Annotated in this window: 21 protein-coding genes; 11 read left to right on the top strand and 10 right to left on the bottom strand. The window is 66.6% G+C overall.

The window, feature by feature from the left end; genetic code table 11:
* Positions 1–89: 89 nt before the first annotated feature.
* Positions 90–1,502 (top strand): TPM domain-containing protein, encoded by a 1,413-nt coding sequence (locus AC5P8J_RS11515; protein ID WP_495216800.1) that lies wholly within the window; start codon positions 90–92, stop codon positions 1,500–1,502.
* 1 nt (position 1,503) lies between these two features.
* Here AC5P8J_RS11515 and AC5P8J_RS11510 read toward each other — a convergent pair whose 3' ends face one another.
* From AC5P8J_RS11510 to AC5P8J_RS11500, 3 genes are read right to left on the bottom strand one after another with little or no spacing between them, the layout of a single operon-like run.
* Complete coding sequence (locus tag AC5P8J_RS11510) at positions 1,504–2,175, bottom strand: VOC family protein (protein ID WP_164144027.1); 672 nt, start codon at positions 2,173–2,175, stop codon at positions 1,504–1,506.
* Between the two features lie 54 nt (positions 2,176–2,229).
* Positions 2,230–3,273, bottom strand: a complete 1,044-nt coding sequence (locus tag AC5P8J_RS11505; RefSeq protein WP_428707761.1) for an alpha/beta hydrolase family protein — start codon at positions 3,271–3,273, stop codon at positions 2,230–2,232.
* A gap of 49 nt (positions 3,274–3,322) precedes the next feature.
* Positions 3,323–4,150, bottom strand: a complete 828-nt coding sequence (locus AC5P8J_RS11500) for an AraC family transcriptional regulator (protein ID WP_021201967.1) — start codon at positions 4,148–4,150, stop codon at positions 3,323–3,325.
* Between the two features lie 201 nt (positions 4,151–4,351).
* Between AC5P8J_RS11500 and AC5P8J_RS11495 the strand changes: the two genes are divergently transcribed.
* Together AC5P8J_RS11495 and AC5P8J_RS11490 are read left to right on the top strand one after the other, a co-directional pair.
* Positions 4,352–6,754 (top strand): TonB-dependent receptor plug domain-containing protein, encoded by a 2,403-nt coding sequence (locus tag AC5P8J_RS11495; protein ID WP_495216798.1) that lies wholly within the window; start codon positions 4,352–4,354, stop codon positions 6,752–6,754.
* Positions 6,754–8,055, top strand: coding sequence for an aminotransferase class V-fold PLP-dependent enzyme (locus tag AC5P8J_RS11490; RefSeq protein WP_134730995.1), 1,302 nt, complete (start codon positions 6,754–6,756; stop codon positions 8,053–8,055). The genes AC5P8J_RS11495 and AC5P8J_RS11490 overlap by 1 nt, the downstream gene beginning before the upstream one ends.
* Before the next feature lie 180 nt (positions 8,056–8,235).
* Here AC5P8J_RS11490 and AC5P8J_RS11485 read toward each other — a convergent pair whose 3' ends face one another.
* The 4 genes from AC5P8J_RS11485 to AC5P8J_RS11470 are packed head-to-tail and all read right to left on the bottom strand — an operon-like array spanning position 8,236 to position 12,108.
* Positions 8,236–9,750 carry an aminotransferase-like domain-containing protein gene (locus AC5P8J_RS11485; protein WP_134735144.1) on the bottom strand — a complete coding sequence of 505 codons (1,515 nt, stop codon included), beginning with the start codon at positions 9,748–9,750 and terminating at the stop codon, positions 8,236–8,238.
* 9 nt (positions 9,751–9,759) lie between these two features.
* Positions 9,760–10,359: a DUF6436 domain-containing protein gene (locus AC5P8J_RS11480; protein ID WP_155030269.1), complete on the bottom strand. Its 600-nt coding sequence runs from the start codon at positions 10,357–10,359 to the stop codon at positions 9,760–9,762.
* Positions 10,359–10,637 carry a hypothetical protein gene (locus AC5P8J_RS11475; protein WP_229301577.1) on the bottom strand — a complete coding sequence of 93 codons (279 nt, stop codon included), beginning with the start codon at positions 10,635–10,637 and terminating at the stop codon, positions 10,359–10,361. The genes AC5P8J_RS11480 and AC5P8J_RS11475 overlap by 1 nt, the downstream gene beginning before the upstream one ends.
* A gap of 55 nt (positions 10,638–10,692) precedes the next feature.
* Positions 10,693–12,108 (bottom strand): aminotransferase-like domain-containing protein, encoded by a 1,416-nt coding sequence (locus tag AC5P8J_RS11470; protein ID WP_495216795.1) that lies wholly within the window; start codon positions 12,106–12,108, stop codon positions 10,693–10,695.
* Between the two features lie 183 nt (positions 12,109–12,291).
* Here AC5P8J_RS11470 and cyoA point away from each other — a divergent pair, with 183 nt between their 5' ends.
* From cyoA to AC5P8J_RS11445, 5 genes are read left to right on the top strand one after another with little or no spacing between them, the layout of a single operon-like run.
* The gene (gene cyoA / locus AC5P8J_RS11465; protein WP_010482114.1) at positions 12,292–13,197 is read left to right on the top strand and encodes a ubiquinol oxidase subunit II; all 906 of its coding nucleotides are present in this window, start codon (positions 12,292–12,294) and stop codon (positions 13,195–13,197) included.
* A 5-nt stretch (positions 13,198–13,202) separates the two neighbouring features.
* Entirely contained in the window at positions 13,203–15,179 is a 1,977-nt protein-coding gene (gene cyoB, locus AC5P8J_RS11460) for a cytochrome o ubiquinol oxidase subunit I (protein ID WP_495216793.1), read from the top strand.
* Positions 15,176–15,811, top strand: a complete 636-nt coding sequence (gene cyoC / locus AC5P8J_RS11455) for a cytochrome o ubiquinol oxidase subunit III (protein ID WP_233653622.1) — start codon at positions 15,176–15,178, stop codon at positions 15,809–15,811. The genes cyoB and cyoC overlap by 4 nt, the downstream gene beginning before the upstream one ends.
* A gap of 1 nt (position 15,812) precedes the next feature.
* Positions 15,813–16,145, top strand: coding sequence for a cytochrome o ubiquinol oxidase subunit IV (gene cyoD / locus AC5P8J_RS11450; protein ID WP_123959183.1), 333 nt, complete (start codon positions 15,813–15,815; stop codon positions 16,143–16,145).
* Positions 16,146–16,156: 11 nt separating this feature from the next.
* Complete coding sequence (locus tag AC5P8J_RS11445) at positions 16,157–16,837, top strand: SCO family protein (RefSeq protein ID WP_495216790.1); 681 nt, start codon at positions 16,157–16,159, stop codon at positions 16,835–16,837.
* A 104-nt stretch (positions 16,838–16,941) separates the two neighbouring features.
* On the opposite strand, the gene AC5P8J_RS11440 is transcribed toward AC5P8J_RS11445, so the two are convergent.
* A complete protein-coding gene (locus AC5P8J_RS11440) occupies positions 16,942–17,520 on the bottom strand; it encodes a DNA breaking-rejoining protein (protein WP_478427522.1) in 579 nt (192 codons plus the stop codon).
* Positions 17,520–19,286: a S8 family serine peptidase gene (locus tag AC5P8J_RS11435; RefSeq protein WP_049441989.1), complete on the bottom strand. Its 1,767-nt coding sequence runs from the start codon at positions 19,284–19,286 to the stop codon at positions 17,520–17,522. The genes AC5P8J_RS11440 and AC5P8J_RS11435 overlap by 1 nt, the downstream gene beginning before the upstream one ends.
* 309 nt (positions 19,287–19,595) lie before the next feature.
* Here AC5P8J_RS11435 and AC5P8J_RS11430 point away from each other — a divergent pair, with 309 nt between their 5' ends.
* Together AC5P8J_RS11430 and AC5P8J_RS11425 are read left to right on the top strand one after the other, a co-directional pair.
* The gene (locus AC5P8J_RS11430) at positions 19,596–20,036 is read left to right on the top strand and encodes a DUF2231 domain-containing protein (RefSeq protein ID WP_021201954.1); all 441 of its coding nucleotides are present in this window, start codon (positions 19,596–19,598) and stop codon (positions 20,034–20,036) included.
* Positions 20,029–21,339 (top strand): PQQ-dependent sugar dehydrogenase, encoded by a 1,311-nt coding sequence (locus AC5P8J_RS11425; RefSeq protein ID WP_134731007.1) that lies wholly within the window; start codon positions 20,029–20,031, stop codon positions 21,337–21,339. Before AC5P8J_RS11430 ends, AC5P8J_RS11425 begins: the two co-directional genes overlap by 8 nt.
* Positions 21,340–21,470: 131 nt before the next feature.
* Here the strand turns inward: AC5P8J_RS11425 and AC5P8J_RS11420 are convergent, their stop codons facing one another.
* Positions 21,471–22,133, bottom strand: a complete 663-nt coding sequence (locus AC5P8J_RS11420) for an exopolysaccharide biosynthesis protein (RefSeq protein WP_111097120.1) — start codon at positions 22,131–22,133, stop codon at positions 21,471–21,473.
* A gap of 150 nt (positions 22,134–22,283) precedes the next feature.
* Between AC5P8J_RS11420 and yidA the strand changes: the two genes are divergently transcribed.
* A complete protein-coding gene (gene yidA / locus AC5P8J_RS11415; protein ID WP_134731073.1) occupies positions 22,284–23,117 on the top strand; it encodes a sugar-phosphatase in 834 nt (277 codons plus the stop codon).
* Positions 23,118–23,489: the final 372 nt, after the last annotated feature.

The raw sequence follows: 23,489 nt of genomic DNA, 5'->3' as shown, positions 1-23,489 counted from the left end.
CCGGCTTTTCCGTTCATGGGGCAAGGACATACACGGATGCCGTTTCGCATGATGCACAGCACGCCGCCATTGCAAAGCATGGCGTCCACATGAGCCGGGTGCTGCGGTGGCGCAACGCATGGCAGCGGGTAGGGCTGGCACTGCTGCTCTGCCTGTTGCCGCTGCCAGTGCTGGCGGCGGCCGCGATCCCGGCACTGGATGACCCGGTGGTGGACACCGCCAACGCGCTGTCCGCCAGCACCCGCGCCACGCTGCGCGAGCAGGCATTGCAGCTGCAGGCACGCAAAGGCGCGCAACTGCAGGTGCTGGTGGTGCCCAGTGTTGGCGATGACGGCATTGAAGCCTATGCACAGCGCGTCTTCGAACAGTGGCAGCTGGGCCGCGCCGGTGTCGATGACGGGGTGTTGCTGCTGGTGGCAGTGCAGGACAGGCGCGTACGCATCCAGACCGGCTATGGCCTGGAAGGCACCATTCCCGATGCCTATGCCGCGCGCATCATCGACAAGGCGATCGTGCCGCGCCTGCGTGAGGGAGACCTGGACCAGGGTCTGCTGGACGGCAGCAAGGTGCTGGTGGCGTTGATCGATGGCGAGCCGCTGCCGCCCCAGGAAGATTCATCCGCACGCAACCTGTTGCCAGCGGATTGGCGCACAGGGGATTCGGTCGTTGCCCTGACGTTGCTGGTGGGGTTCCTGGCCGGTCTGTGGCGATCACCGCCGCGCCTGCTGGCCACCAGGACCGAGGCCGAGTTCAGCTTTAAACGCCGTGAGCGGCGGCGCAAGGCATTGGCAGCCAATGCGGCAATGCCCAGGCCGAATTGGCCGACATTGCCTGCCTGGGGTAGACCGCTGCTGGTAACGGCAGTGATGGCCGCTGGGTTGGTTTCGGCGACGCTGCTGCTGCCGCGGCATGTGCTGCCTGCGCTGTTCTTCGTGCTGTTACCTGCTGTACCGGTGGCGGCGCTGCTGGGATGGTGCTGGCGTCGCAGCCGTGGTGTGCGCATCGTGCTGTGCGGCATGTTGGCCGTCAGTATCGGTTTCTTCGCGGTGATGCTGGTCCGTGGCCAGTTGCCGCCCAGCCTTGCCCTGCACACGTTGCTGAACCTGGCGGTCGCCCTTGCCGCCATGCTGGTGTTCTTCCTGGTGCAGGCCGGCCGCGCGCGCTGGCGCAGGAACCGCAACAGCTTCGCCGTGCGGCTGGTGGTACTGGTGCTGTTGACCGGCGCCTATGCGCTGGGCGCGCTGCTGGCCATCGACCGGGCCAGCGACGAGAACGCACGCGTGTTGGCGATGATCGTGTCCAGCGTAGGCACGCTGTTCCTGTACTTCATCTGGCTGTTCACCCTGCTGCCCGGCGAAAAAGCACGCAGCGGACGAAGGTCGTCCCAAGGTTACCGTTCCTCGTCCAGCACCTCGTCGTCGAGTTCGTCCTCGAGCAGTTCCGGCGGCTGGTCCGGTGGTGGTGGTCGCAGCGGCGGCGGCGGCGCTTCGGGCAGCTGGTAGCTCAGGCCGCCCACACCCGCCAGCCCAGCGCGGCATCGCGCAGTTCGCCGCTACCGTTCACATCACCCACCTGCAGCTGCACGCCCTGGGCACCGGGCAGGTCTTTCTGCTCGGGGAACCAGCGCCGGTCCGCAGCAACCACGATCAGCAGGCCTTCGTCGTCGCCCATCGGCGCGAACTGCGGCGACGGCGGGCTGATCGGCTGCAGGCCGAAGCGCTGGTTGGACTGTTCGCGCACCGCATCGACATCGTGGCTGGGTAGGCCAACCTCGCTCAGGCAGGTCAGCTCACTGCCATGGAAGGCGCCTGCGCGCGTGCTGACTGGCAGACGGCGCCGGCCGATCAACTCGAGGATCAGGCCATCAGGACCGGTGAAGTACACCGACTGCGACTGCCAGCTGCTCTCCAGCGCAAAGTAATCCAGGCCCTCAGGATTACGTTGCAGCGGGGCCCGTTCGCGCAACCAGGCCATCGCCTCGCCGAAGCGGTTGTCCGGTACGTTGAAGGCCAGGTGCACGCCACCGACGGGGTAATCACCCGCCGGCTGCAGTTCGATGGTGCTCCAGCCGATGTGCACATGGTTGCCGACCACGCGCTGCTGCAGCACATCATGGAAATACGCGGCCACGGAAGCGACGTCGGATACCGGCAGGGTGAGGTGCAGCAGGCGCATGATCGATTCTCCGTGGACGCGCCCACTGTAGCGCCGGGCCACGCCCGGCGGCCACTAGCGCAGTGAATGGTCGAAGAACCGCACTGCTGCGTCCACTGTCTGCGCGTGGGTCTTTGCCTTTGGCACTGACGTGCTGCAGAGGTCCTGCAGCCGCTGCTGCCCGGTCGGGGTGCATGCGGCGAGGAAATCGTAATGGCCGACACCTGGCAGCAGCTGCAGTGCAGCGCCCGCAATCACTGCACGCGCGGCCGCGCCATTGGTCTGTGGCGGCGCAACCGTGTCAGCCTCGCCAAGCACAATCGACACGGGCAGCCGCAACGAGGACAGCTGCTCGGGCGCGAAGGCCTGGATGATCGCCGGTGCCATCAGGAACACCGCGCGCACGCCGGGAATGGCGCGTGCGTCGTTGGCGTGGGACATCCACGGCGACAGCTCGGCCGACGCCGCAGCGGCAACACGCGCCTCCATCGTGTGCGTTGCCGCTTCCTGTTGAGGCCGGCAGACGCCGTCATCCGGATGCGCCGTGCAGAACGCCAGCAGTCGCTGCAGGTCCGGTTGCGCCCCAGCCGCCAACAGCGCGGTGTAGCCACCGGCCGAGAAACCGGCAACACCCAGGCGTTCAGGATCGACGTGCGGGCCCAGCACTGGATCGGCCTGCACGGCCGCCAGTGCCGCGCGCAGATCATCCGCGCGCAGCCAGGTCAACATGCTGCCATGGAGGGTCATCTGGTCGGCACCATTGTTGCCGGGATGATCGACTGCGATCACCAGATAACCTTTCCGTGCCAGCGCGGTGCCCAGCCAGCCCATCATGCGCGCGCTGCCGCCGTTGCCATGCGACAGCAGCAGTGTCGGCAGGCGAGCGCCTGCGGGTGGCGCATCCATCGCCGAGCGACCAACATCGAACAGGGGCGTGCCAGGCGGCCCGATGGTCACCTCGACTTCGCTGCTATCGGCCGGTGCCGGATACCACACCGTGTAGCGCAGGGTGTTGCGGTGCTGCGCATCGCGCACGGCGGCACTGGCCACCGTCGTGGTGCCATGGCGCTCGCCGGCTTTCCAGGTGTCGCCTGCGTGGGCGGAGAGCGCCGCTGCCATCAGCAGCAGCCCGACAATTGTGATGTTCACGCGCATCTTCAGCTCCATGTCAGCAGGGGCCTTCGTCTACCGGCAGCCAGATCTCCACGCCGCCGTTGCCAGTGTGCTCGTTGAACCGGGCGTCGTAGCGCTCCAGGTCCGGGGCGTCGGCCAGGCTGAGGCCGGCGCTGGGCAGGTAGTGATCCAGCAACCAGAACCAGGTCGAGCGGATGGCCGAGATGTGCCCGCCGTGCCAGGCCACCAAGTAGCGTCGTGCGGGCACATCCACGCGCTGCCAGTGCGCGGGTACAGGGCCAAGTGAACCAATCGGCAGCGCGGCGATATAGTCGAAGCCGCCGTCGTCGTCGTTGTTGCAGCACACCCCAAAACTGACCGGGGCCGGCGCCGGCCATTCCCGGTTGAGCTGGGCCCACTGCCCGGGAATGGCACCGCCGCTGTTGCGGGTATGGCGCATGCCGATGCCGGCCAGCTGGAAGGCCGGGGTGTCGAGCAGCTGTGGCGCCTCAGCGCAGGCAGCCGGCGCCTCGTCCACGCGGATCGCCTGCACCAGCGCCAGCCCATCGGTGCCCTGTTCGCGTACCCGTTCCGGTGTCTGCCCGAACTGTTCGCTGAAGGCACGGGTAAACGCGGCATGAGTGGTGTAGCCCGCGCCAATCGCCACCTGCAGGATGTCGCATGCGCCGTTGGCCAGCCGCTGCGCGGCTGTTGTCAAGCGGCGCCCACGCAGGTAACGGACCACCGACGTGCCGGTGCGGGCCTGGAACAGGCGCGACAGATGGAATGGCGACAGTCCCACCGCAGCGGCGATATCGGCCAAGGCCAGCGGCTGCTCCGCATGGGTTTCGATGTACCACACCGCCTTGCCTGCCGCACTCATCCTGTCGTTCCATGAATCCGATGCTGGACACAGTAGCGGATCGGCAGGCGCGGCGTTTAGCAGTTCTTGCGCCTGCGCGGACTCAAGCTGTCGCACTGACGTCATGCCTCCTTCACAGATCGCGCTGAGACTGCGCGCCTTGTCCAGGCCTGGGATATCCCCGCAGGTGCTGGCCCTGTCGCGTCCTCCCGGAGTCCTGCCGTGCATCGTTCGAAGCTTTCGCGTTCCATCCTCCTCGCCCTTTCCATGGCCAGCGCAGGAGGCGCGATCGCAGCGGAGGCCGATGCGGTCGATGCCGCAGGCGGCAGCCGCGCCGCGCCCACCCAGCTTGATGCAATGCTGGTCACCGGTACCCGTGCCTCCAACCGCACCCAGTTCGAAACACTGGCGCCGGTGGACGTGTTCAGCAAGGAAGACATCAGCTCCGTTGAATCCACCGATCTGAAGGACGTGCTTGCCCAGCTGGTGCCATCATTCGTGGTGCAGCGCCTGCCGATGGCGGACGGCCAGGTGTTCGTGCGTCCGGCTACGCTGCGTGGCCTGTCGCCGGACCAGACCCTGGTGCTGGTCAACGGGCGTCGCTTCCACCGCAGCGCGCTGCTCGGCAACCGTGGTGCACAGGCGGCCGACCTTGCACAGATTCCGACCAGCGCGATCAAGCGCATCGAAGTGCTGCGCGACGGCGCATCGGCGCAGTACGGCTCGGACGCCATCGCCGGTGTCATCAACATCATCCTCGAGGATGGCCCGGGCACCGGGATCACCGCCGGCTGTTCGCAGTACGCGCAGGGCGACGGTGCCTCGCGCGATTTCAGTGCGCGCACCGGCTGGTCGCTGGGCGACTATGGCAGCCTGGTGCTGTTCGCCGAATCGTCCAACTCCGACGCCACCTCGCGCACCCGCCAGCGCCCCGATGCGATCGCCTTCCAGGCTGCACATCCAGAGCTGGACGTGCCCAACCCGGTGCAGCGCTGGGGCCAGCCGGAACTGGAAAGCCGCCGCGTCGGCTTCAACGTGAAGGCCAATGCCAGCGAGACGCTGGAGCTCTATGCCTTCGGCCTGTACAGCCACAGCGACGGTGTCAGCGATTTCAATTGGCGCAACCCGGATACCACCACTGGCGCGTATCGCACCACCGCCATCTTCCCGGGCTGGAACCTGCGCTCGCTGTATCCGGTCGGCTTCAGCCCGCAGTACGGCAACGTCCAGAATGACCTGCAGCTGGTCGGCGGCCTGCGCGGCGAGATCACGCCCAAGCTGCGCTGGGATGTCAGCGCCTCGTATGGCCGCAACGCCATCGACTACAGCCTGAAGAATTCGATCAATGCCTCGCTGGGTCCCGCCAGCCCGACCGCGTTCGATCTCGGCCGCCTGACCCAGACCGAGAAGAACGCCAACGCCGACTTCAACTACGAGTGGGACGTGGCCGCGCTGCCCAAGCCGATCAACGTCGCCTTCGGTGGCGAGTTCCGCCAGGAAAACTACCAGGTGCGCGCCGGTGATCCGGCCTCGTACGCGGTGGGCCCGGGCGCGGCCGCGGGCCTGGAGGCCAATTCCAATGGCGCGCCGGGCTTCTCGGCCAGCCAGGCCGGGCAGTGGAGCCAGCGCAGCAAGGCTGCCTACGTGGACATGGAGGTGCCGCTGGGCGAGCGCTGGAGCATCGGCGCGGCCAGCCGCTACGAGGACTTCTCCAGCTTCGGCAGCACGCTGGACGGCAAGCTCTCGGCGCGCTTCGCGATCACGCCGGACGTGGCCCTGCGCGGCACCGTGTCGACCGGCTTCCGCGCACCGACGCCGGCGCAGCTCAACACCACCAGTACCACCCAGGGCCTGGACACGCGCACGCTGCAGATCTTCACCAGTGGCCGCCTGTCGCCGAACGATCCGCTGGCGCAGCTGCTCGGTGCCAGGCCGTTGAAGCCGGAAGAATCGCGTACCGCCTCGCTGGGCCTGACCTGGCGCACCGACCTGGGCCTGTCCGGTTCGGTGGATGTCTACCAGATCAGGCTCACCGACCGCTTCAGCCAGTCGGCCAGTTTCGCCATTCCGGCCGGTACGCCCAATCCGCTGGGCTATACCTCGGTGAACTACTTCACCAACGACTTCGACACCACCACCACCGGCGTGGACGTGGTCGGCAATTACCTGCGCGACCTCGGCGCAGGCCGCATGACGCTGACCCTGGCCTACAACTACAACCGCACCCGCGTGGACAACGGCAGCACCTCGGTGGCGACCAACGAAACGCAGCGCGTGCTGTTCGAAGACCGCCTGCCCGAGCACAAGGGCAGCCTGACCGGCAGCTGGGACATCGGCGCCTGGTCGCTGATGGCGCGCATGCGCTACTACGGTGCCTGGACCGACTCCAGCGGCAATGCAGTGGGCGATATCTACCAGCGCTTCGGCGCGATGAGCTTCCTCGACCTGGCTGTCGGCTATCGCATCAACGAACATCACAGCCTGCGCGTGGGTGCCGACAACGTGTTCGACCGCTACCCGGATGAGGCCACGTTCCAGGCCAGCCGCGGCCTGGTCTACTCGCGCAACGCGCCGCACGACACCGACGGTGCCAATCTGTACGCGCAGTACCGGCTGAGCTTCTGATGGACCCGGCCCGCCGTTCCCTTCTGCGTGCAGGTACCTTGCTGCCGGCTGCAGCTGCACTGTCTTCACTGCCCGCCACGGCTGCCGCGCGTTACGCTGCACCCATGCAGATTCCCGCAACGACCGTGGCGCCGGACGTGCTGGCCCGCGATGAAAACTACTGGACCGCCGTGGCCAGTCACTTCGACATCACCGACGAAGTGAACCATCTGGAGAACGGCTACTGGGGCGCGATGGGGCTTGAGACGCTGGCCAGTTACCAGCGCCATACCGCTGAAGTGAACCGTGGCAACGCCTGGTATGGCCGCCGTGAGTTCCCGGCGCAGTACATGGCGGTGCAGCGGCAGGTGGCCGAACTGCTGGGCGTGGGCGCCGACGAGATCGCACTGACCCGCGGTGCCACCGAGGCGATGCTGGCGCTGATCGGCGGCTACAACCGCCTGCAGCCCGGCGACCAGGTGCTGTACGCCGATATCGACTACGACAGCATGATCGGCGCGATGCGCTGGCTGCAGCAGCGCCGCGGCGTGCAGGCCGAGAGCATCGCGCTGCCGGCAGTGCCCGACCATGCGCAGATCCTGCAGGCCTACGAGGCCACGTTCGCGCGGCTGCCACGCCTGAAGCTGGTGCTGCTGACCCAGGTCAGCCATCGCCATGGGCTGGTGCTGCCGGTGGCCGAAATCGCCGAGCGCGCACGCGCACGCGATATCGACGTGATCGTCGATGCGGCGCATGGGTTCGGCCAGATCGACTACGCGGTGCCGCAGCTCAAGGCCGATTTCGTTGGCATCAACCTGCACAAGTGGATCGGTGCGCCGGTCGGCGTCGGCGCGATGTATGTGCGCAAGGGCCGCGTTGCGGACCTCGACCCGTACATGGGTGAAACCGACGATGGCCGCGTGGGCAGCCGTGTGCACACCGGCACGGTCAACTTCGCCGCTTACCTGGCGCTGCCAGAAGCGATCGCGCTGCACCAGCGTATCGGCGCGGCCAGCAAGCAGGCGCGCCTGCGCTACCTGCGCGAGCGCTGGACCGTGCCTGCGCGGCAGATGGCGCACATCGAAGTGCTGTCTTCACCGGACCCGGCGTTGGCGAGTGCATTGGCCAGTTTCCGCCTGCGCGGGCGCACCAGCGTGGCTGACAACATCGCGCTGCAGAAGCGCCTGTTGGACGAGCATCGCGTGTTCACCACGCATCGTGACGGGTTGGACTCCGGCGCCTGCGTGCGGGTGACGCCGTCGGTGTTCACCCGACCGGAGCAGTTGGATGCGCTGGTGCAGGCGCTCTCTGCCCTGGCCTGATCATGAACGGTAGTGCCGGCCGTTGGCCGGCACATCCCATCCACGATCTACCTCTGATCTGGTGGGTGCCAACCTTGGTTGGCACATTCCGACCGTGCTTGGGGAATCTTCTGCCGGCCAGCGGCCGGTACTACCGATCGGGTGGGTGCCGACCGTTGGTCGGCACATCCCATTCCACGCCTACCGCTCGATCGCCGGCAACGCATCGGACAACAACAACCGGTCAATCCGCCGCAACGCGCTCTCCAGCTGCCGTCGGTCCGCCGCCAGCCCCAGCGACAACCGCACGCCGTACTGGAGCGAGACCCCCGGCGGACAGAACGCCGATGACGGCGCAATCGCCAGCCCCTGCAGCTGTGCGGTACGCACCAGCGTGGCGTCGGTCCAGGGTGCCGGTATCCGGCACCAGGCATGCAGGCCCTCCGCGCGCTGCAGCAGCGACGGCGCGAGCAGGTAACGTGCCATGCGCATGCGCTCGCGTGCCTCGGCGCGTACCTGGGCCAGCAGTGACTGCGCCGAACCATCCAGCAGCAGTTGGCTGGCCAATGCCGAGACCAGCGGATGGCCCATCAGCCGCGTCGCCCGCAACGCAGCCGTCATCGCCTCGGCGTGCGCAGCGCTCGGGCACTGCACGAACGCGGTGCGCAGGCCAGGGCTGATCACCTTCGACAGCGTCGCCACATAGAACACATGGCGCGGTGCCAGCGTTGCCAGGGGTATCGGTGCATCTTCGGCAAGGTGCCAGTACGGATCATCCTCGATCGCCAGCAGGCCTTCGCTCTCCAGTACACGCGCCAGCGCCTCGCGCCGCTGCAGCGGCAGGGTCAGCGCGGTCGGGTTCTGGCAGGTGGGATTGAGATAGACCAGGCGCGCGCCGCTTTCGCGTGCCTGCCGCAGCAGCGCTGCAGGACACATGCCGTGTTCGTCGCCGTCCACCGGCAGCAGCCGCCGGCCCAGTGCGGCGGCGGCCTGCAGCAGGCCCGGGTAGACCAGCGCATCGCAGAGGATCGTATCGCCATCGCGGCCCTGGCTGACCAGGATCGCGGCCAGCGCCACCTGTGCGCCTTCGGTCAGCAGCAGGCAGTTGTCAGCCACGACGCCCAGCATCGGCTGCAGCCAGCGCGCCGCGGCATGGCGATCAGTGGGGTTGCCGCCCCCCAGGTGATAGGTCATCAGGTTCGGCGCGTTGCTGCGTGCAAGCACGGCGGCGGCACCACGGCGCAGCGTCTCTGCCAGCGCGTCGGCGTCGGGCACCGGCGGCACGTTCATGCTCAGGTCCACCACCTGGTCGAAGCCGGCCTTGGGCGGTGCGATGAAACTGCCTTGTGGCCCACGCGCTTCGATCAGGCCACGCTTGCGTGCTTCATCGAAGGCGCGGGTGACCGTGGTCAGGTCGATGCCCAGCTGCTGCGCCAACGCGCGCTGTGAGGGAAGGCGCTGCCCCGGTGCAAGACCACCGCGACGCACCGTGCGCTCCAGCGAATTGACGATGCGCAGATAGATCGGCCCGTTGTGCGCGAGCACGTCCTGCACCCATTCGCGCGCTGCGACATCCGGTCGCGGCATGTACGGAGCATGTCGGGGCGTATCGTTGCTTCCAACGGCGGGAGCCTGTCCATAACCATCGGTCGGTTCGGACAGGTGACCGCCGTTGTTGTTTGCGGCGGCCACGCCACCCAGAGCCAGTGATGTCATTGCGCGTCCTCAGCGCTTGGCCTGCCACGGGCAGTAGCAGCCCACGGCAAGCAGTCCTTTCGGGCGCACGGATTCGCCGCGCACCAGTCTGTCCAGCAGCGGTTCGACGAAACTGTTGGCCGAGTTGCAGACCATGCCGATGCTGTACGGCCCGGCGTAGGCCAGATGACCCTGCCGGTCCCAGATCGCCACCGCAGGGCTGGCCGGGATGTGCTCGATGCCGTCGATGGACGGCAGGTTGATCACCTTGTTGCGCAGCGGCTCGGGCAGTTCGCCCTGCGTGCCAGGGCGACGGATCGCGTAGAAGTCGATGCCGGCGCGGCGGTACATGCTGATCAGGTAGCTCAGGTGGGCACCGGTCTCGCGGTTGCACACCCCGCAGGCCGGGTCCCAGAAATGCACCACGCGGATGCGGCCGGTATCACTGGCCAGATCGGCTGGCAGGCGCAGTTGCGAGTCGTCGAAGACGATGGCCTGTTCGGTGAACGTGGATTGCGCGCTGTAGCCGAAGTACTGCCACAGTGCAGCCGCCACGCCTGCCATGAACAGGCAGGCGAGGGCGATCATCGTCGGCAGCAGCCAGCGGCGGCGCGGCGCGGCTGCGCCCATCAGGAGTCTTCCCGGCCGAACTTGTGCACGTACTGCTTGCGCATCTCGCGGCAGGAATCGGCCTGCGCGCGGCGCTGGATCTCGCTACGCGACGGATCCTCGCTGCGCTGCACGCACTGGTCGATGGCGTGGCGCTCGGCGGCCTTTACGTCCACGGTCTGCGGCTGCAGGCAGACCCAGGCCAGCGCGGCCAGCATCAGCACCACAAAGCCACCGCACCCGGCCATCACCAGGTGGAACTTCAGTTTCTCGGCGCGCATCGATGCACGTCCCTTCATCCATACATTGCATACAAAATATCATTTTGTATGGATTGGGCGCCATGCGTTCGGTTCAGACAATGGCGTTGTGCCGGGCCTCGGGAACTTCGGACAGGATCTCGTTCAGCTTGGCCAGCGCCCCGGCCAAAGCGCCCTGGTCGACCGCGCCGCCCAGCGACAGTCGGATGGCGTTGCCCGGCGGCGGTTCTTCCACGCTGAAGGCGTCGGAACTGGCGATGCCCAGGCCCTGTTCCTGCGCGGCCTGGATCAGCCGGTACTGGTCAAGCCGTGGCGGCAGCGGCAGCCACACATGCAGGCCGGCCGGATGCGCCTGGGCACGGGACGGCAGGTACTGCGCGGCAATGGCCTGGCGCTCGCGCAGCTCCTGCTGGAAGCGCTGCACCATGTCCTGGGCCTGGCCACTGCGGATCCACTGCGAGGCCACCGCCACCATCGACTGGGTCGGCATCAGTGCGATCGCGCGCAGGGCGTCCAGCACTGGCTCCATCGGCTCGCCGGCCGGCACCACCAGGTAGGCGGTGCGCAGGCCCGGTGCCAGGCACTTGGAAAGGGTGGAGATGTAGTAGACCGGGCAGCCGGCGTCGCGGTGGGCGGCCAGCGGCGGCGAGGCATCACCGGCCAGCAACCAGTAGGGATCGTCTTCGATCACGGTCAGATCGTGGCGCTTCGCCACCGCCAGCAGGGCCTGCCGGCGCTGCGCCGACATCGTTGCCGTGGTGGGGTTCTGGATGGTCGGCACCAGGTACAGCAGGCGCGGCCGGCGCAGCTGGCAGGCTTCTTCCAGCGCCTCGGGCAGCATGCCTTCAGCGTCCATCGCCACCGGCACCACGCCCCGCTGCAGCACGCGCGCGGCGGCCAGCAGGCCCGGGTAGGTCAGCTGTTCGGCGGCGATCAGCTCGCCCGGCTGGGTGCGGGCCAGGATCAATGCGCACAGCGCGGTCTGCGCACCGGGACAGATCACTACCTGGTCAGCGCCGACCGTACCCAGCATCGGTACCAGCCACTGTACGGCGGCGGCGCGGTCCTCGCGGGTGCCGGCGCCGACGTGGTAGCTCATCAGTTCGCCCTGGCCCAGCTGCTGGCCCACGTGCTGGAAGCCGGCCTCCATGCCCTGTGCGAACGGCGCGCTGCCCAGCAGCGGCGGGATGTTCATGCTCAGGTCGACCGAGGTGCTGCGGTTGCCGGCCGACAGCGCAATGAAGGTGCCGCCGGCGCCCTGCGCATCGAGCAGGCCGGCCTGGCGCAGCTCGGCAAAGGCACGGGTGACCGTGGTCAGGTCCACGCCCACCTGCTGGGCCAGGTCGCGCTGCGGCGGCAGGCGGTCGCCCGGGCGCAGCACGCCGTCATCCACCGCTTCGCGCACCTGCTGGGCAATCTGCAGGTACAGCGGGCCGGCACCCTCGCGGAAGGGGCGGACCCAGGTGCGATTGGGATGTTTCAGGCGGCGGCCGGCGGCAGGTGGCGTCATCGGTCAGATTTTTCCATACGTGCAGATGCACAATTCCATACAATGTTGTATTTTGTATGGGCTTGATTGGAGTGGTTCGCCTGCTTGTAGGCGACCTCGTACCCACAGTGTAGCCGCTCCACGCCCGGGCGCTGCGCGCAGGCGAGCCGGTCAAGCGCGCTTCTTCAACAGGGTTGACCTCCAATGAATATCTGCTGGAACCGCATCCGCCTGGCGCTGGTCGCCCTGGCCTGCGTCGGCCTGTCGGGCTGTGACTGGGTGCTACTGGATTCGAAGGGCATGGTCGGGCTCGCCCAGCGCGACCTGATCCTGATCTGCATCGGCCTGATGCTGATCGTGGTGATACCGGCCATCGTGCTGACCTTCGTGTTCGCGTGGCGCTACCGCGCCGGCAACACCAAAGCGAAATACACGCCGGACTGGTCGCACTCCACCAAGGTGGAGATCGTGGTCTGGGGCGTGCCGCTGATCATCATCGCGGTGCTGGCGGTGATCGTGTGGAAGTCGACCCACGAGCTGGACCCCTACAAGCCGCTGGACGTGGCTGGCGAACCGCTGCACGTGGACGTGATCGCCACCGACTGGAAGTGGGTGTTCGTGTACCCGGACCTGGGCATCGCCACGGTCAACCAGCTCAACTTCCCGGCCAACCGCCCGCTGGCATTCAACATCACCTCCAACTCGACGATGAATACCTTCTTCATCCCGCAGCTGGGTGGGCAGATCTACGCGATGGCCGGCATGCGCACGCAGCTGCACCTGATCGCCAACGAACCCGGCCAGTTCCGCGGCATGTCCGGCAACTACAGCGGGCATGGCTTCTCGAACATGAAGTTCATCGCCACTGCCAGCAGCAACGAAGACTTCGAGCGCTGGGTGGCCGAAGTGCGCAGCGCGCCCGACGCGCTCAGCTTCACGCAGTTCAAGGCGCTGGCCGCGCCGTCGAAGAACGCACCGGTGCAGCACTTCTCCAGTGTTGAACCGCTGCTGTTCAAGAAGGTCATCGACCAGTTCATCGGCGTCGGTGAGAACACCGCTGCTGCTACCCCGGCCGGCGCTGCCGGTGGTGCCCAGGTTTCCCAGGAGTAACGAACATGTTGGGTAAATTGACGTGGGAGGCCGTGCCGCTGCACGAGCCGATCGTCGTGGTCACATTGGCGGCCATGGTGCTGGGTGGCCTCGCGCTGCTTGGCGCAGTGACGTACTTCAAGCTGTGGGGCCCGCTGTGGCGCGACTGGTTCACCACCGTGGACCACAAGAAGATCGGCATCATGTACGTGGTGGTGGCGCTGGTCATGCTGGTGCGCGGCTTCGCCGACGCGCTGATGATGCGCGCACAGCTGGCCGCGGCCGGGCCAGGCAGTGACGGCTTCCTGCCACCGGAGCACTACGACCAGATCTTCACCGCGCACGGCGTGATCATGATCTTCTTCGTGGCCACCCCGTTCGTGGTCGGCCTGATGAATATCATCGTGCCGCTGCAGATCGGTGCGCGCGACATGGCGTTCCCGTTCCTCAACGCCTTCAGCTTCTGGATCTTCGTGGTCGGCGCAGCGCTGATGATGATCTCGCTGGGCGTTGGCGAATTCGCCATGACCGGCTGGGTCGCCTATCCGCCGCTGTCCGGCATCGAGTTCAGCCCAGGCGTGGGTGTCGACTACTACATCTGGGCATTGCAGGCCTCGGGCATCGGCACCTTGCTGACCGGCGTCAACCTGTTCATCACCATCCTGCGCATGCGTGCGCCGGGCATGACCCTGATGAAGATGCCGGTGTTCACCTGGACCGTGCTGGTCACCAGCGTGATCATCATCGCCGCCTTCCCGATCCTGACCGTGGCGCTGGGTGCGCTCACCCTGGACCGCTACCTGGACTTCAACTTCTACACCAACACATTGGGTGGCAACCCGATGATGTACGTGAACCTGGTGTGGGCCTGGGGCCATCCGGAGGTGTACATCCTGGTGCTGCCGGCGTTCGGCATCTTCTCCGAAGTGACCGCCACGTTCGCGCGCAAGAAGCTGTTCGGCTACAAGTCGATGGTCGGTGCCACGCTGGCGATCGGCATCCTGTCGTTCATCGTCTGGCTGCACCACTTCTTCACCATGGGTTCCGGTGCCAGCGTCAATGCCTTCTTCGGCATCATGACGATGATCATCGCCATTCCCACCGGCGTTAAGATCTTTACCTGGCTGTTCACCATGTACGGTGGCCGCGTCGAGTTCAGCGTGCCGATGCTGTGGACCATCGCGTTCCTGGTCACCTTCACCATCGGTGGCATGACCGGCGTGCTGCTGGCCATTCCGGGCGCGGATTTCCTGCTGCACAACAGCCTGTTCCTGGTCGCGCACTTCCACAACACCATCATCGGCGGCGCGCTGTTCGGCTACCTGGCCGGCTTCGCCTACTGGTTCCCGAAAGTGTTCGGCTTCACCCTCAACGAGCGCCTGGGCAAGTGGTCGTTCGCGTGCTGGGTGATCGGCTTCTACCTGGCCTTCATGCCGCTGTACATGCTCGGCTTCATGGGCATGACCCGCCGCATGAACCAGTACGACAACCCGGCGTGGTCGCCGTACCTGATCGCCGCCTTCATCGGTGCGCTGTTCGTGTTCGCGGGCATCATCCTGATGCTGGTGCAGATCTACGTGAGCGTGCGCGACCGCAAGCGCAACCTGGACCTGACCGGCGACCCGTGGAACGCACGCACGCTGGAATGGGCCACGCCGTCGCCGCCGCCGTTCTACAACTTCGCCGTGGTGCCCAAGGCCGATGAGCTGGACGCCTTCCACGAAGCGAAGAAGCGCGGCCTGCCGCCGCCGCCGAAGAAGTACGCACCGATCCACATGCCGAAGAACACCGGCGTGCCGCTGATCCTCAACATCTGGATCCTGGTGCTGTGCTTCGCCCTGGTCTGGCACATCTGGTGGATGGCCGCGGCCAGCTTCATCGCGATGATCGTGACCCTGATCGTGCGGTCCTACGACGAGGACGTGGACTACTACGTCAGTTCCGAAGAGGTGGCGCGCACCGAAGCGGCCAACCTTGCCAAGCTGAAGGAGGTACGCGCATGAACCTGTTGATCCGCCCCGAGCTGGCCAGCGACACGCAGGCGCACGAGGACCACCACGAGCACGACCACGGCCACGAACAGGGCGGCATGAAGGTGTTCGGCATGTGGGTCTACCTCATGTCCGACCTGGTGCTGTTCGGTTCGCTGTTCGCCTCGTACGCAGTGCTCAGCACCGCCTACGCCGGCGGCCCCACCGGCAAGGAGCTGTTCTCGCTGCCGTTCGTGATGGCCGAGACCTTCCTGCTGCTGGTCTCCAGCATCACCTACGGCCAGGCCGTACTGGCGATGCATCGCCACGACACCTCGGCGGTGCTGCGCTGGCTGGGCGTGACCTTCGTGCTCGGTGCCTCGTTCATCGGCATGGAGATCTACGAGTTCTCGCACCTGATCCACGAAGGCGCGGGCCCCAGCACCAGTGCCTACCTGTCGGCGTTCTTCGCGCTGGTCGCCACCCACGGCCTGCACGTGGCCAGCGGCCTGATCTGGATGGCGGTGGTCATGCACCAGGTCTACCGCCGTGGCCTGACCCCGACCAACATCACCCGTGTGTCGTGCCTGAGCCTGTTCTGGCACTTCCTGGACCTGGTGTGGATCTGCGTCTTCACCTTCGTCTATCTGATCGGAGCCTTCTGACATGGCCCACGTCGAAACCTCGCGCGCAGGCAATGCGCACGGCTCCACCAAGTCCTACCTGATCGGCTTCGTGCTGTGCGCGCTGCTGACCGTGGTGCCGTTCGTACTGGTGATGAACCCGGTGCTGTCGCGGCCGCTCACGCTGTTCCTGCTGGTCGGCTTCGCGGTGGCGCAGATCCTGGTACAGCTGGTCTATTTCCTGCACATGGACCGCAAGTCCGAAGGTGGCTGGAACCTGGCCAGCTTCGTGTTCACCCTGGTGATCCTGTTCATCATCGTCGCGCTGTCGGTGTGGATCATCTGGAGCATGCACTACCACATGATGATCAACTGAGCCTGCGAACCGTGAAAGGCATCGCGTTCCCCCAACGTGGCCTGCGGCTGGCCGCAGGCCTGCTGCTCGGCCTGCTGGCCGGTTGCAGTGCGCAGTCGCGCATGGACTTCTACTCCAAGGACATCGCCTGCGAAGAGCTCGGCCAGCACTGGTCGATGCCCGACAGCCGCGGCGCCTTGCGCGGGCCCAAGGATCTGGAGGGGCAGGTGACCTATCTGTTCTTCGGCTTCACCAGCTGCCCGGACGTGTGCCCGACCACCATGGTCGAGCTCAGCCAGGTCAAGCACCTGATGGGCAAGGATGCCGACCAGCTGCAGGTGGTGTTCGTCAGCGTTGACCCGGCCCGCGACACCCCGGAGGTTGCGCGGACCTACGTGGAAGCGTTCGACCCCAAGGCAATCGCGCTGGTCGGCAACGAAGCGCAGCTGGCGGCGATGGCCAGCGACTTCAAGGCGTTCTACGAAAAGGAACCCGGTCAGGTACCGGATACCTACACGATGAGCCACATTGCCGGCGGCTACGTGTTCGACCGCCAGGGTCGACTGCGCCTGTTCGCGCCCTATGGCATGCCGGTGGACAAGCTGTTTTCCGACGTGCAGCGCCTGCTGCTGGAGCCCTCTCATCCCGCCGCCGGCAACGACGCACTGGCCAGCTGCAGTCTCAAGCAAAGCGACACACTCGCCGCGCGCTGACGTCACCTCCACCGCGGTGGGTGCCGACCGTTGGTCGGCACTTCCCCACACACCCATCCCCGGCCGGCCAGGAGAGCCAACCGGCCGGGGCACCACTCAACGCCTTACTTGGTCTCTTCCCACTGCACCACGTCCGGCTCGGTGGCGCGGATACCGGCGGTGGACAGCAGCCTGGTGGTCGCATCCAGCGCCGCGTTCACCGACGGGTATTCCACGATGGCCTGGCCTGAAGCCTTGGAGACCTTCACCACGGTACCGCCAGTGGCGGCGGCTGCGCGCTGGGCCGAGGCTGCATCGGTGAAGAACACCTTGACCCGCGAGGTCGCCACCACCGGCGCGCCGTCACGGGACACCGCCGCCGCGAACTTGCCGGCACCGGCATCAGCAGGCGCGGCGGTGGCGCCATCCAGCGAACGCTTGGTACGCGCGCTGGTGGTCGCCGCCGCCTGCGGGGTGATCGTGAACTGGCCGCCGCTGGCCTGCTTTACCGTTGCCGAGGGCGACAGCTGGAAACGCGTGCCGCCCACGTCGAATGTGCGGCCGGTAGCGGATGCCTTCAGTTCCTGCGCATCCACGGTCGACAGGGTCCTGGCCGGAGGGGTCTGCCCCGAGCTCTGTGCCCAGGCAGGGGAGGTCATCACCGCGAAGGTGAGCGTGCTCAACAGAATGGTCGTCTTCATCATCAGTGCCCCAGAACGCGGATCTTGAAGAATTCGAGGTTGCCACGCGATGCAGCGGTCGCGGCCTGCCCCATGTCGGTCACTTCCAGCGTCCAGGTGCCCGTGGCGTTCTCATCCAGGAAGGCATTGCTGGACAGCAGGTCCCAGCTGGTGAAGTTGCTCTGCGCGCCACCCGTGCCCGAACCGATCGCGGTGAACGCCGGCTGCACCACGCTGCGGGTGCCGCTGGGCGACACCAGCACGAACTGCAGCTGGCGCGTGTTGCGGTGGTTGACCCGGAAGCCCAGCTGCACGCTCTCGATGTTGCGCGCGCCGTTGGCCAGCTGGAAGGTCAGGCGTGCGGCGGCGGCCGAGGTGTTGCCGATGGCCACGGTACGCGTGGTGTTGCGCCAGCCGCTATCGACCAGCGCACCGAGCGACTGGAAGTTCTCGGCCACCTGCACCGCGCGTGCAGCGTTGACCACGCCGAAGCCATACCAGTTGCTGTAGGCACGGCCGGCAGCATTCACCGTCCAGCCCGGCACCAGCGTGCGGCCGTCGGCCAGCGTCACCGCCGGCTGGTTCGGGTGGTTGCGGGTGGCGGTGGTGGCCAGGATGTACTTCACATCGCGATAGGACAGGTTCGGGTTGGCTTCCAGCACCAGCGCCGCCACGCCCGAGACCATCGGCGCCGACGCCGAGGTGCCGTTCATCTTGGCGGTGTAGTTGCAGGTGCTGTCGATGGCCGACAGGTTGCTGTCCAGGGTGTTCTGGCGGTTGGTGTTCTTGTTGCTGCCCTGCGCGCACCCGGTCACGTCGGTGGTGACGATGGCCGGGTCGTAGGCGCGTGCCACCAGGCCGGGCGCGTACTGCGCCTGCAGGCCGTACTCACCGCCAAAGGCCGAGACCCACAGCGCCGAGCCGGTGGAGGAGTAGGACGAGCGCACGCCATCGGCACGCACCGCGCCTACGGTGATGACGTTGAACAGGTTGTTGCGCGGATCGCGTCCGGCCGGCACGCAGCCGGTGTTGCGGTTCTTGGTGTCGGTGGTGCAGACATCCTGGGTCTGGCTGATCGAGGCATTGTTGAAGTTGTTGCCGGCCGACTTCACGTAGATGCCGCCACGGCCACCGCGCGTGCCCGACAGTGCCTGCTCATACGAACGAATCGTGTTTTCGCTGTACGCCAGCGGCAGGTTCGGATTGCCCGGGCCGGCACCCCAGCTGTTGTTGAACACCTGCACGTCGGCCGACTCCGCGCCGTCCCACCAGGCGTACTCGATGTTGCTCTGCTGGTTGCCCAGGGCCGAGCGCGAAATCGGGTTGAAGCCTTTCAGCGTCGCCGCCGGCGCCACACCGCGCACGCCCAGGTTGTTGGCGCCCACCGCGCCCGCAATGCCGCCGACCATGGTTCCGTGGTTGTCGACATCCGGGTTGGTCGGGGTGGGGTTGTTCGAGCCATTGGTGAAGTTCTTGCCGGCCACCGCCGCCACGTTGGCGGCCAGGTCCGGGTGCGCGATCTGCAGGCCATCATCGACGATGGCGATGGTGACGCCCTGGCCACGGATGCCATTGCGGAACAGGCCATCCACGTTCAGGTCGTTGCCGGCCACCGGCAGTGTGTCAGCCGGGACAGTCTGCCCGGTGTTGAGCAGGTGCCACTGTATCCCCGCCAGTGGATCGGCCTGTTGGGCCTGGGCGGTGACGGCCAGGCTGCCCAGCACCAGGGCAGTGGCGAGGGCCAGGCGCGCAGAGCGCGGTGGCGCCGAGCGTTGCGTGTGTCGCTTCATACACGAATCCTTCTGTTGTGAATCGGCATGGCAGGACGGCGGGGCGGATCTGCCCCATCGCAACGAGCCAAACGCGACACAACGAAGAACCCCCTACCTCTTCACACACCCAATCTGCAGATGTGCCGATTGCGTCACAAACGCTTATGCCGCGGGGTAATGACGACTGCCGAGCCCCGCATCTGGTGGACGCCAACCTTGGTTGGCCCGCATATCCACGCATGGCGTGGATCTACCATGTGTCATCGCGCGCCCTCACATCGCGCTGTGCTACTACAGCCCGTGCACCCTTCCGCACGGAGCACGATGATGGTCAATCCGCTCGCCCAGGCCCATCGCGGCCTCGGCACCACACTGTTCAGCCTGTTGAACCCGATACCCTTCGGTTTCTTCGTCGGCGCACTGATCTTCGACGCGATCTACCTCAACAGCGCCGAGGTGATGTGGGGCAAGGCAGCCGCCTGGCTGATCACCTTCGGCCTGCTGATCGCCATCGTGCCGCGCCTGATCAACCTGTTCGCGGTCTGGCGCCGCAACGGCACGGCCACCCGCATCGACCGCATCGACTTCTTGCTCAACCTGGTCGCGGTGGTGCTGGCCATCTGGAACGCCTTCGTGCACAGCCGCGATGCGTACGCCGTTGCGGTGCCGGGCACGATCCTGTCGGCGCTGACCGTGGCCCTGATCGCCCTGGGCCTGATCCTGCTGTCACTGCAGCCGCCGGTGCTGCAGGGAGGTCGTCATGGCTAAGCACATCCTGCCCACCATGGGCGCCCTGGCGCTGGCCGTGATGCTGTCGGCCTGCGCCGGCAAGGCTGAATACCATCCCGCCGACCAGTCGGGCCCGCAGCCGCCGCTGCCCAAGCCGGCCAACTTCCTGATGCCGCCGATGCAGGTGCCCAAGGGCGTCGGCTGGGCTGATGGACAGACCCCCACGGTGGCCGAGGGCCTGAAGATCGAGCGCATCGCCGCCAACCTGCAGCATCCGCGGCGCCTGCTGACCCTGCCCAATGGCGACATACTGGTGGTGGAAGGCAACGGCCCCGGCGAAGAACCGGTCACCACGCCCAAGCAGTGGATTGCCGGCAAGGTGAAGGCGCGCTCGGGCAAGGCCGGCAAGGGCGGCAACCGGGTCACCCTGCTGCGCCGCTCGCCGGGAACGAACACCTGGACCCAGCACGTCTACATCGAAGGCCTCCACTCGCCGTTCGGCATCCAGCTGATCGGCGACACGCTGTACGTGGCCAACACCGGCAACATCATGCAGTACCACTACGTGCCCGGCGAAACCCGCATGTCGGACAAGGGCCGCGAGTTCACCGACCTGCCCAGCACCATCAACCACCACTGGACCAAGGAACTGCTGGCCAGCCGTGATGGCCGCAAGCTGTATGTGGGCGTGGGCTCCAACAGCAACATCACCGAGAACGGCCTGGCCGTCGAATACCGCCGTGCGGTGGTGCTGGAAGTGGACGTGGCCACCCGCGGCAGCCGCATCTACGCCTCGGGCATCCGCAATCCGACCGGGCTGGACTGGGAGCCGAGCACCGGGAAGCTGTGGGCTGTTGCGAACGAACGCGATGAGATCGGTGCCGATCTGGTGCCGGATTACCTTACTTCGGTGAAGGAGGATGGCTTCTACGGCTGGCCCTACAGCTACTACGGCCAGCACGTGGACGAACGCGTGCAGCCGCAGCGGCCGGACCTGGTGGCCAAGGCGATCACACCGGACTACGCCATCGGCTCGCACGTGGCGCCGCTGGGGTTGCTGTTCTACACCGGCCAGGCACTGCCGGCGCAGTACCACGGCGGTGCCTTCATCGGCGAACACGGCAGCTGGGACCGTTCACCGCTGAGCGGCTACGAAGTGGTGTACGTACCATTCAAGGATGGCAAGCCGACCGGGCGGCCGCAGACCGTGGTCAGCGGCTTCACCTCGAAGGACGAGAAGACGCTGATGGGTGCACCGGTGGGCATGGCCATGGATGCAGAGGGCGCGCTGCTGGTCGCCGACGACGTGGGCGACGTGGTGTGGCGGGTGTCGGCCAAATAGCTGTGTAGCGTCGAGCCACGCTCGACTGCTGTGGATCCGGCCTTTGTAGAGCCGAGCCCATGCTCGGCTTACGCGCGCAGCGCGCGGGTTTCCGTGCACCGAGCGAACAGCAGCCGAGCGTGGGCTCGGCTCTACAGTTCGGCGGTACTGCTGCGGAACCCGCTGAACACCGACTCGGCAGCAAACCCCACGCCACCCAGCAGCACGCCGAAGTACACCACCGTGGCCACTACGAAACCATAACCGGCCGCCACCGCCGCGCCATCGCGCTGGATGAAGCCAATCGCAAACGACATCAGCGCCAGTGCCGGCAGCGTGTTGCTGAAAGGAATCGGCCCGGCCGGCGCCATCAGCAGCAGGGTCGCGAACACCAGCATCAGGTTGTTCAGGCGCATCATCTTCTTCGAGCGCACCATCACCGCCAGCCGCATCGGCCGCGACAGCCGCTCCATACGGTGCACCCACTTCAGCGCACGGCCCAGGTTGGCCTTCAGCTTGTCGGTGGCGATCTCGCGGCGCGCCAGCTTCTGCGGCACCCACAGCGGGCGGTTGCGCACCCGGCTCAGGCCGATGAGCAGGATCGAGGCGCCGAACACGGTGCTCAGCCCGGGAATCGACACCGGAATGATGAAGATGGCCGAGAGCAGGATCACGATCAGCAGCAGGCCCTCATCGCCCAGCGCGCTGAGCAGGGTGCCGACGCGCACCTGGTCGCCGGGCAGCTCGTCGATCATCTGCTCGATCTGCTGGGCCAGGGGCGCGCTGTCATTGGTTTCGGGGGCACGGTAGGTCATGCGTCGCAAGGTTCTCCAGGGAAGGGCGGTCAACGGGCCGTCCTGCGGTGGGGGACGCACAGGCTCCCCCAGTATCCCGGCCAACGTGGGCAAAGAGGTGAACCGGGCATGAGGGGGGTAAACTGGCGTGCCCCGCACGAGTTGAACGCAATGGACATGGGCCGCAGGCAATCGACCATCGAACTGGTCGCCATCGACATGGATGGCACGCTGCTGGACCCGTCGCACCAGCTCACCTCCCGCGCCAGGAAGGCCATCGCGCAGGCGCGGGCGCTGGGCGTGCACATCGTGCTGACCAGTGGCCGCCCGGTTCCGGGCCTGGCGCCGTACCTGCACGAGCTGGGCATCACCGGCAACGACGACTACTGCATCGCCTGCAATGGCGGCCTGGTGCAGCGCATCGGCACGCGCGAAACCGTGGTCGAATATCCGCTCAGCTTCGACGACTTCCTGTTCTGCGAGCAGGTGGCCCGCGACCTGGGCGTGCACTTCCAGGCGCTGGACAGCCAGCGCATGTACACGCCCAACCAGGACATCAGCTACTACACCGTAGCCGACTCGCATCTTTCGCGGATGCCGCTGTCGTACCGCCGCGTGGAGGACATGGATCCATCGATGTCCTTCATCAAGCTGATGATGATCGACGCGCCCGACGTGCTGGATGCCGCCATCGCGCGCCTGCCGAGCGAACTGACCGAGCGCTTCGCGGTGCTGAAGAGCGCGCCGTTCTTCCTGGAAGTGTTCGACCACCGCGCCGGCAAGGGCCCGAGCCTGCAGAAGCTGGCCGAGCACCTGGGCATCGACCGCGCCAACGTGATGGCCATCGGCGACCAGGAAAACGACCTGACCATGCTGCAGTACGCCGGTACCAGCGTGGCGATGGGCAATGCCATTGATGCTGTGAAGGCGGTGGCGCGGTTTGAGACCAGCAGCAATGCTGACGAAGGCGTGGCGCGCGCCATTGAGCGTTTCGTCCTGCAGTAACCGCGCGTCCCTATGCTCTGGTAGGTGCCAACCTCATCCGCCCCGGTGGGTGCCAACCTTGCTTGGCACACGAGCGCCGACCAAGGTCGGCCCCCACCACGCCGGGGCTATACCCACGTATAACCCACCCATCCCCACCGCCATTGGCGCTGTACCACGGTGCAATGGCGGATGCGGCAGTGCGATGCAAGAATTCCGCACGTCGAAATCACGCCATCGAATTCTGAGGCAGAGGATCGTCTTCCTCTGCCACTGACCGGCGCGCACTGCGCCGTCACCCCCAACGCAACCGCATCGCCAGCCAGGGCGCCGACACCGGCGCTGCAACGCGCTGGGTGTGCGCCTGCGCCGCTTTCCCCCTGTACCCTGGAT

This window comes from Stenotrophomonas sp. YJH_SMC_37 (genome assembly GCF_059370035.1).
This window is presented reverse-complemented; position numbering and strand designations above follow the sequence as displayed.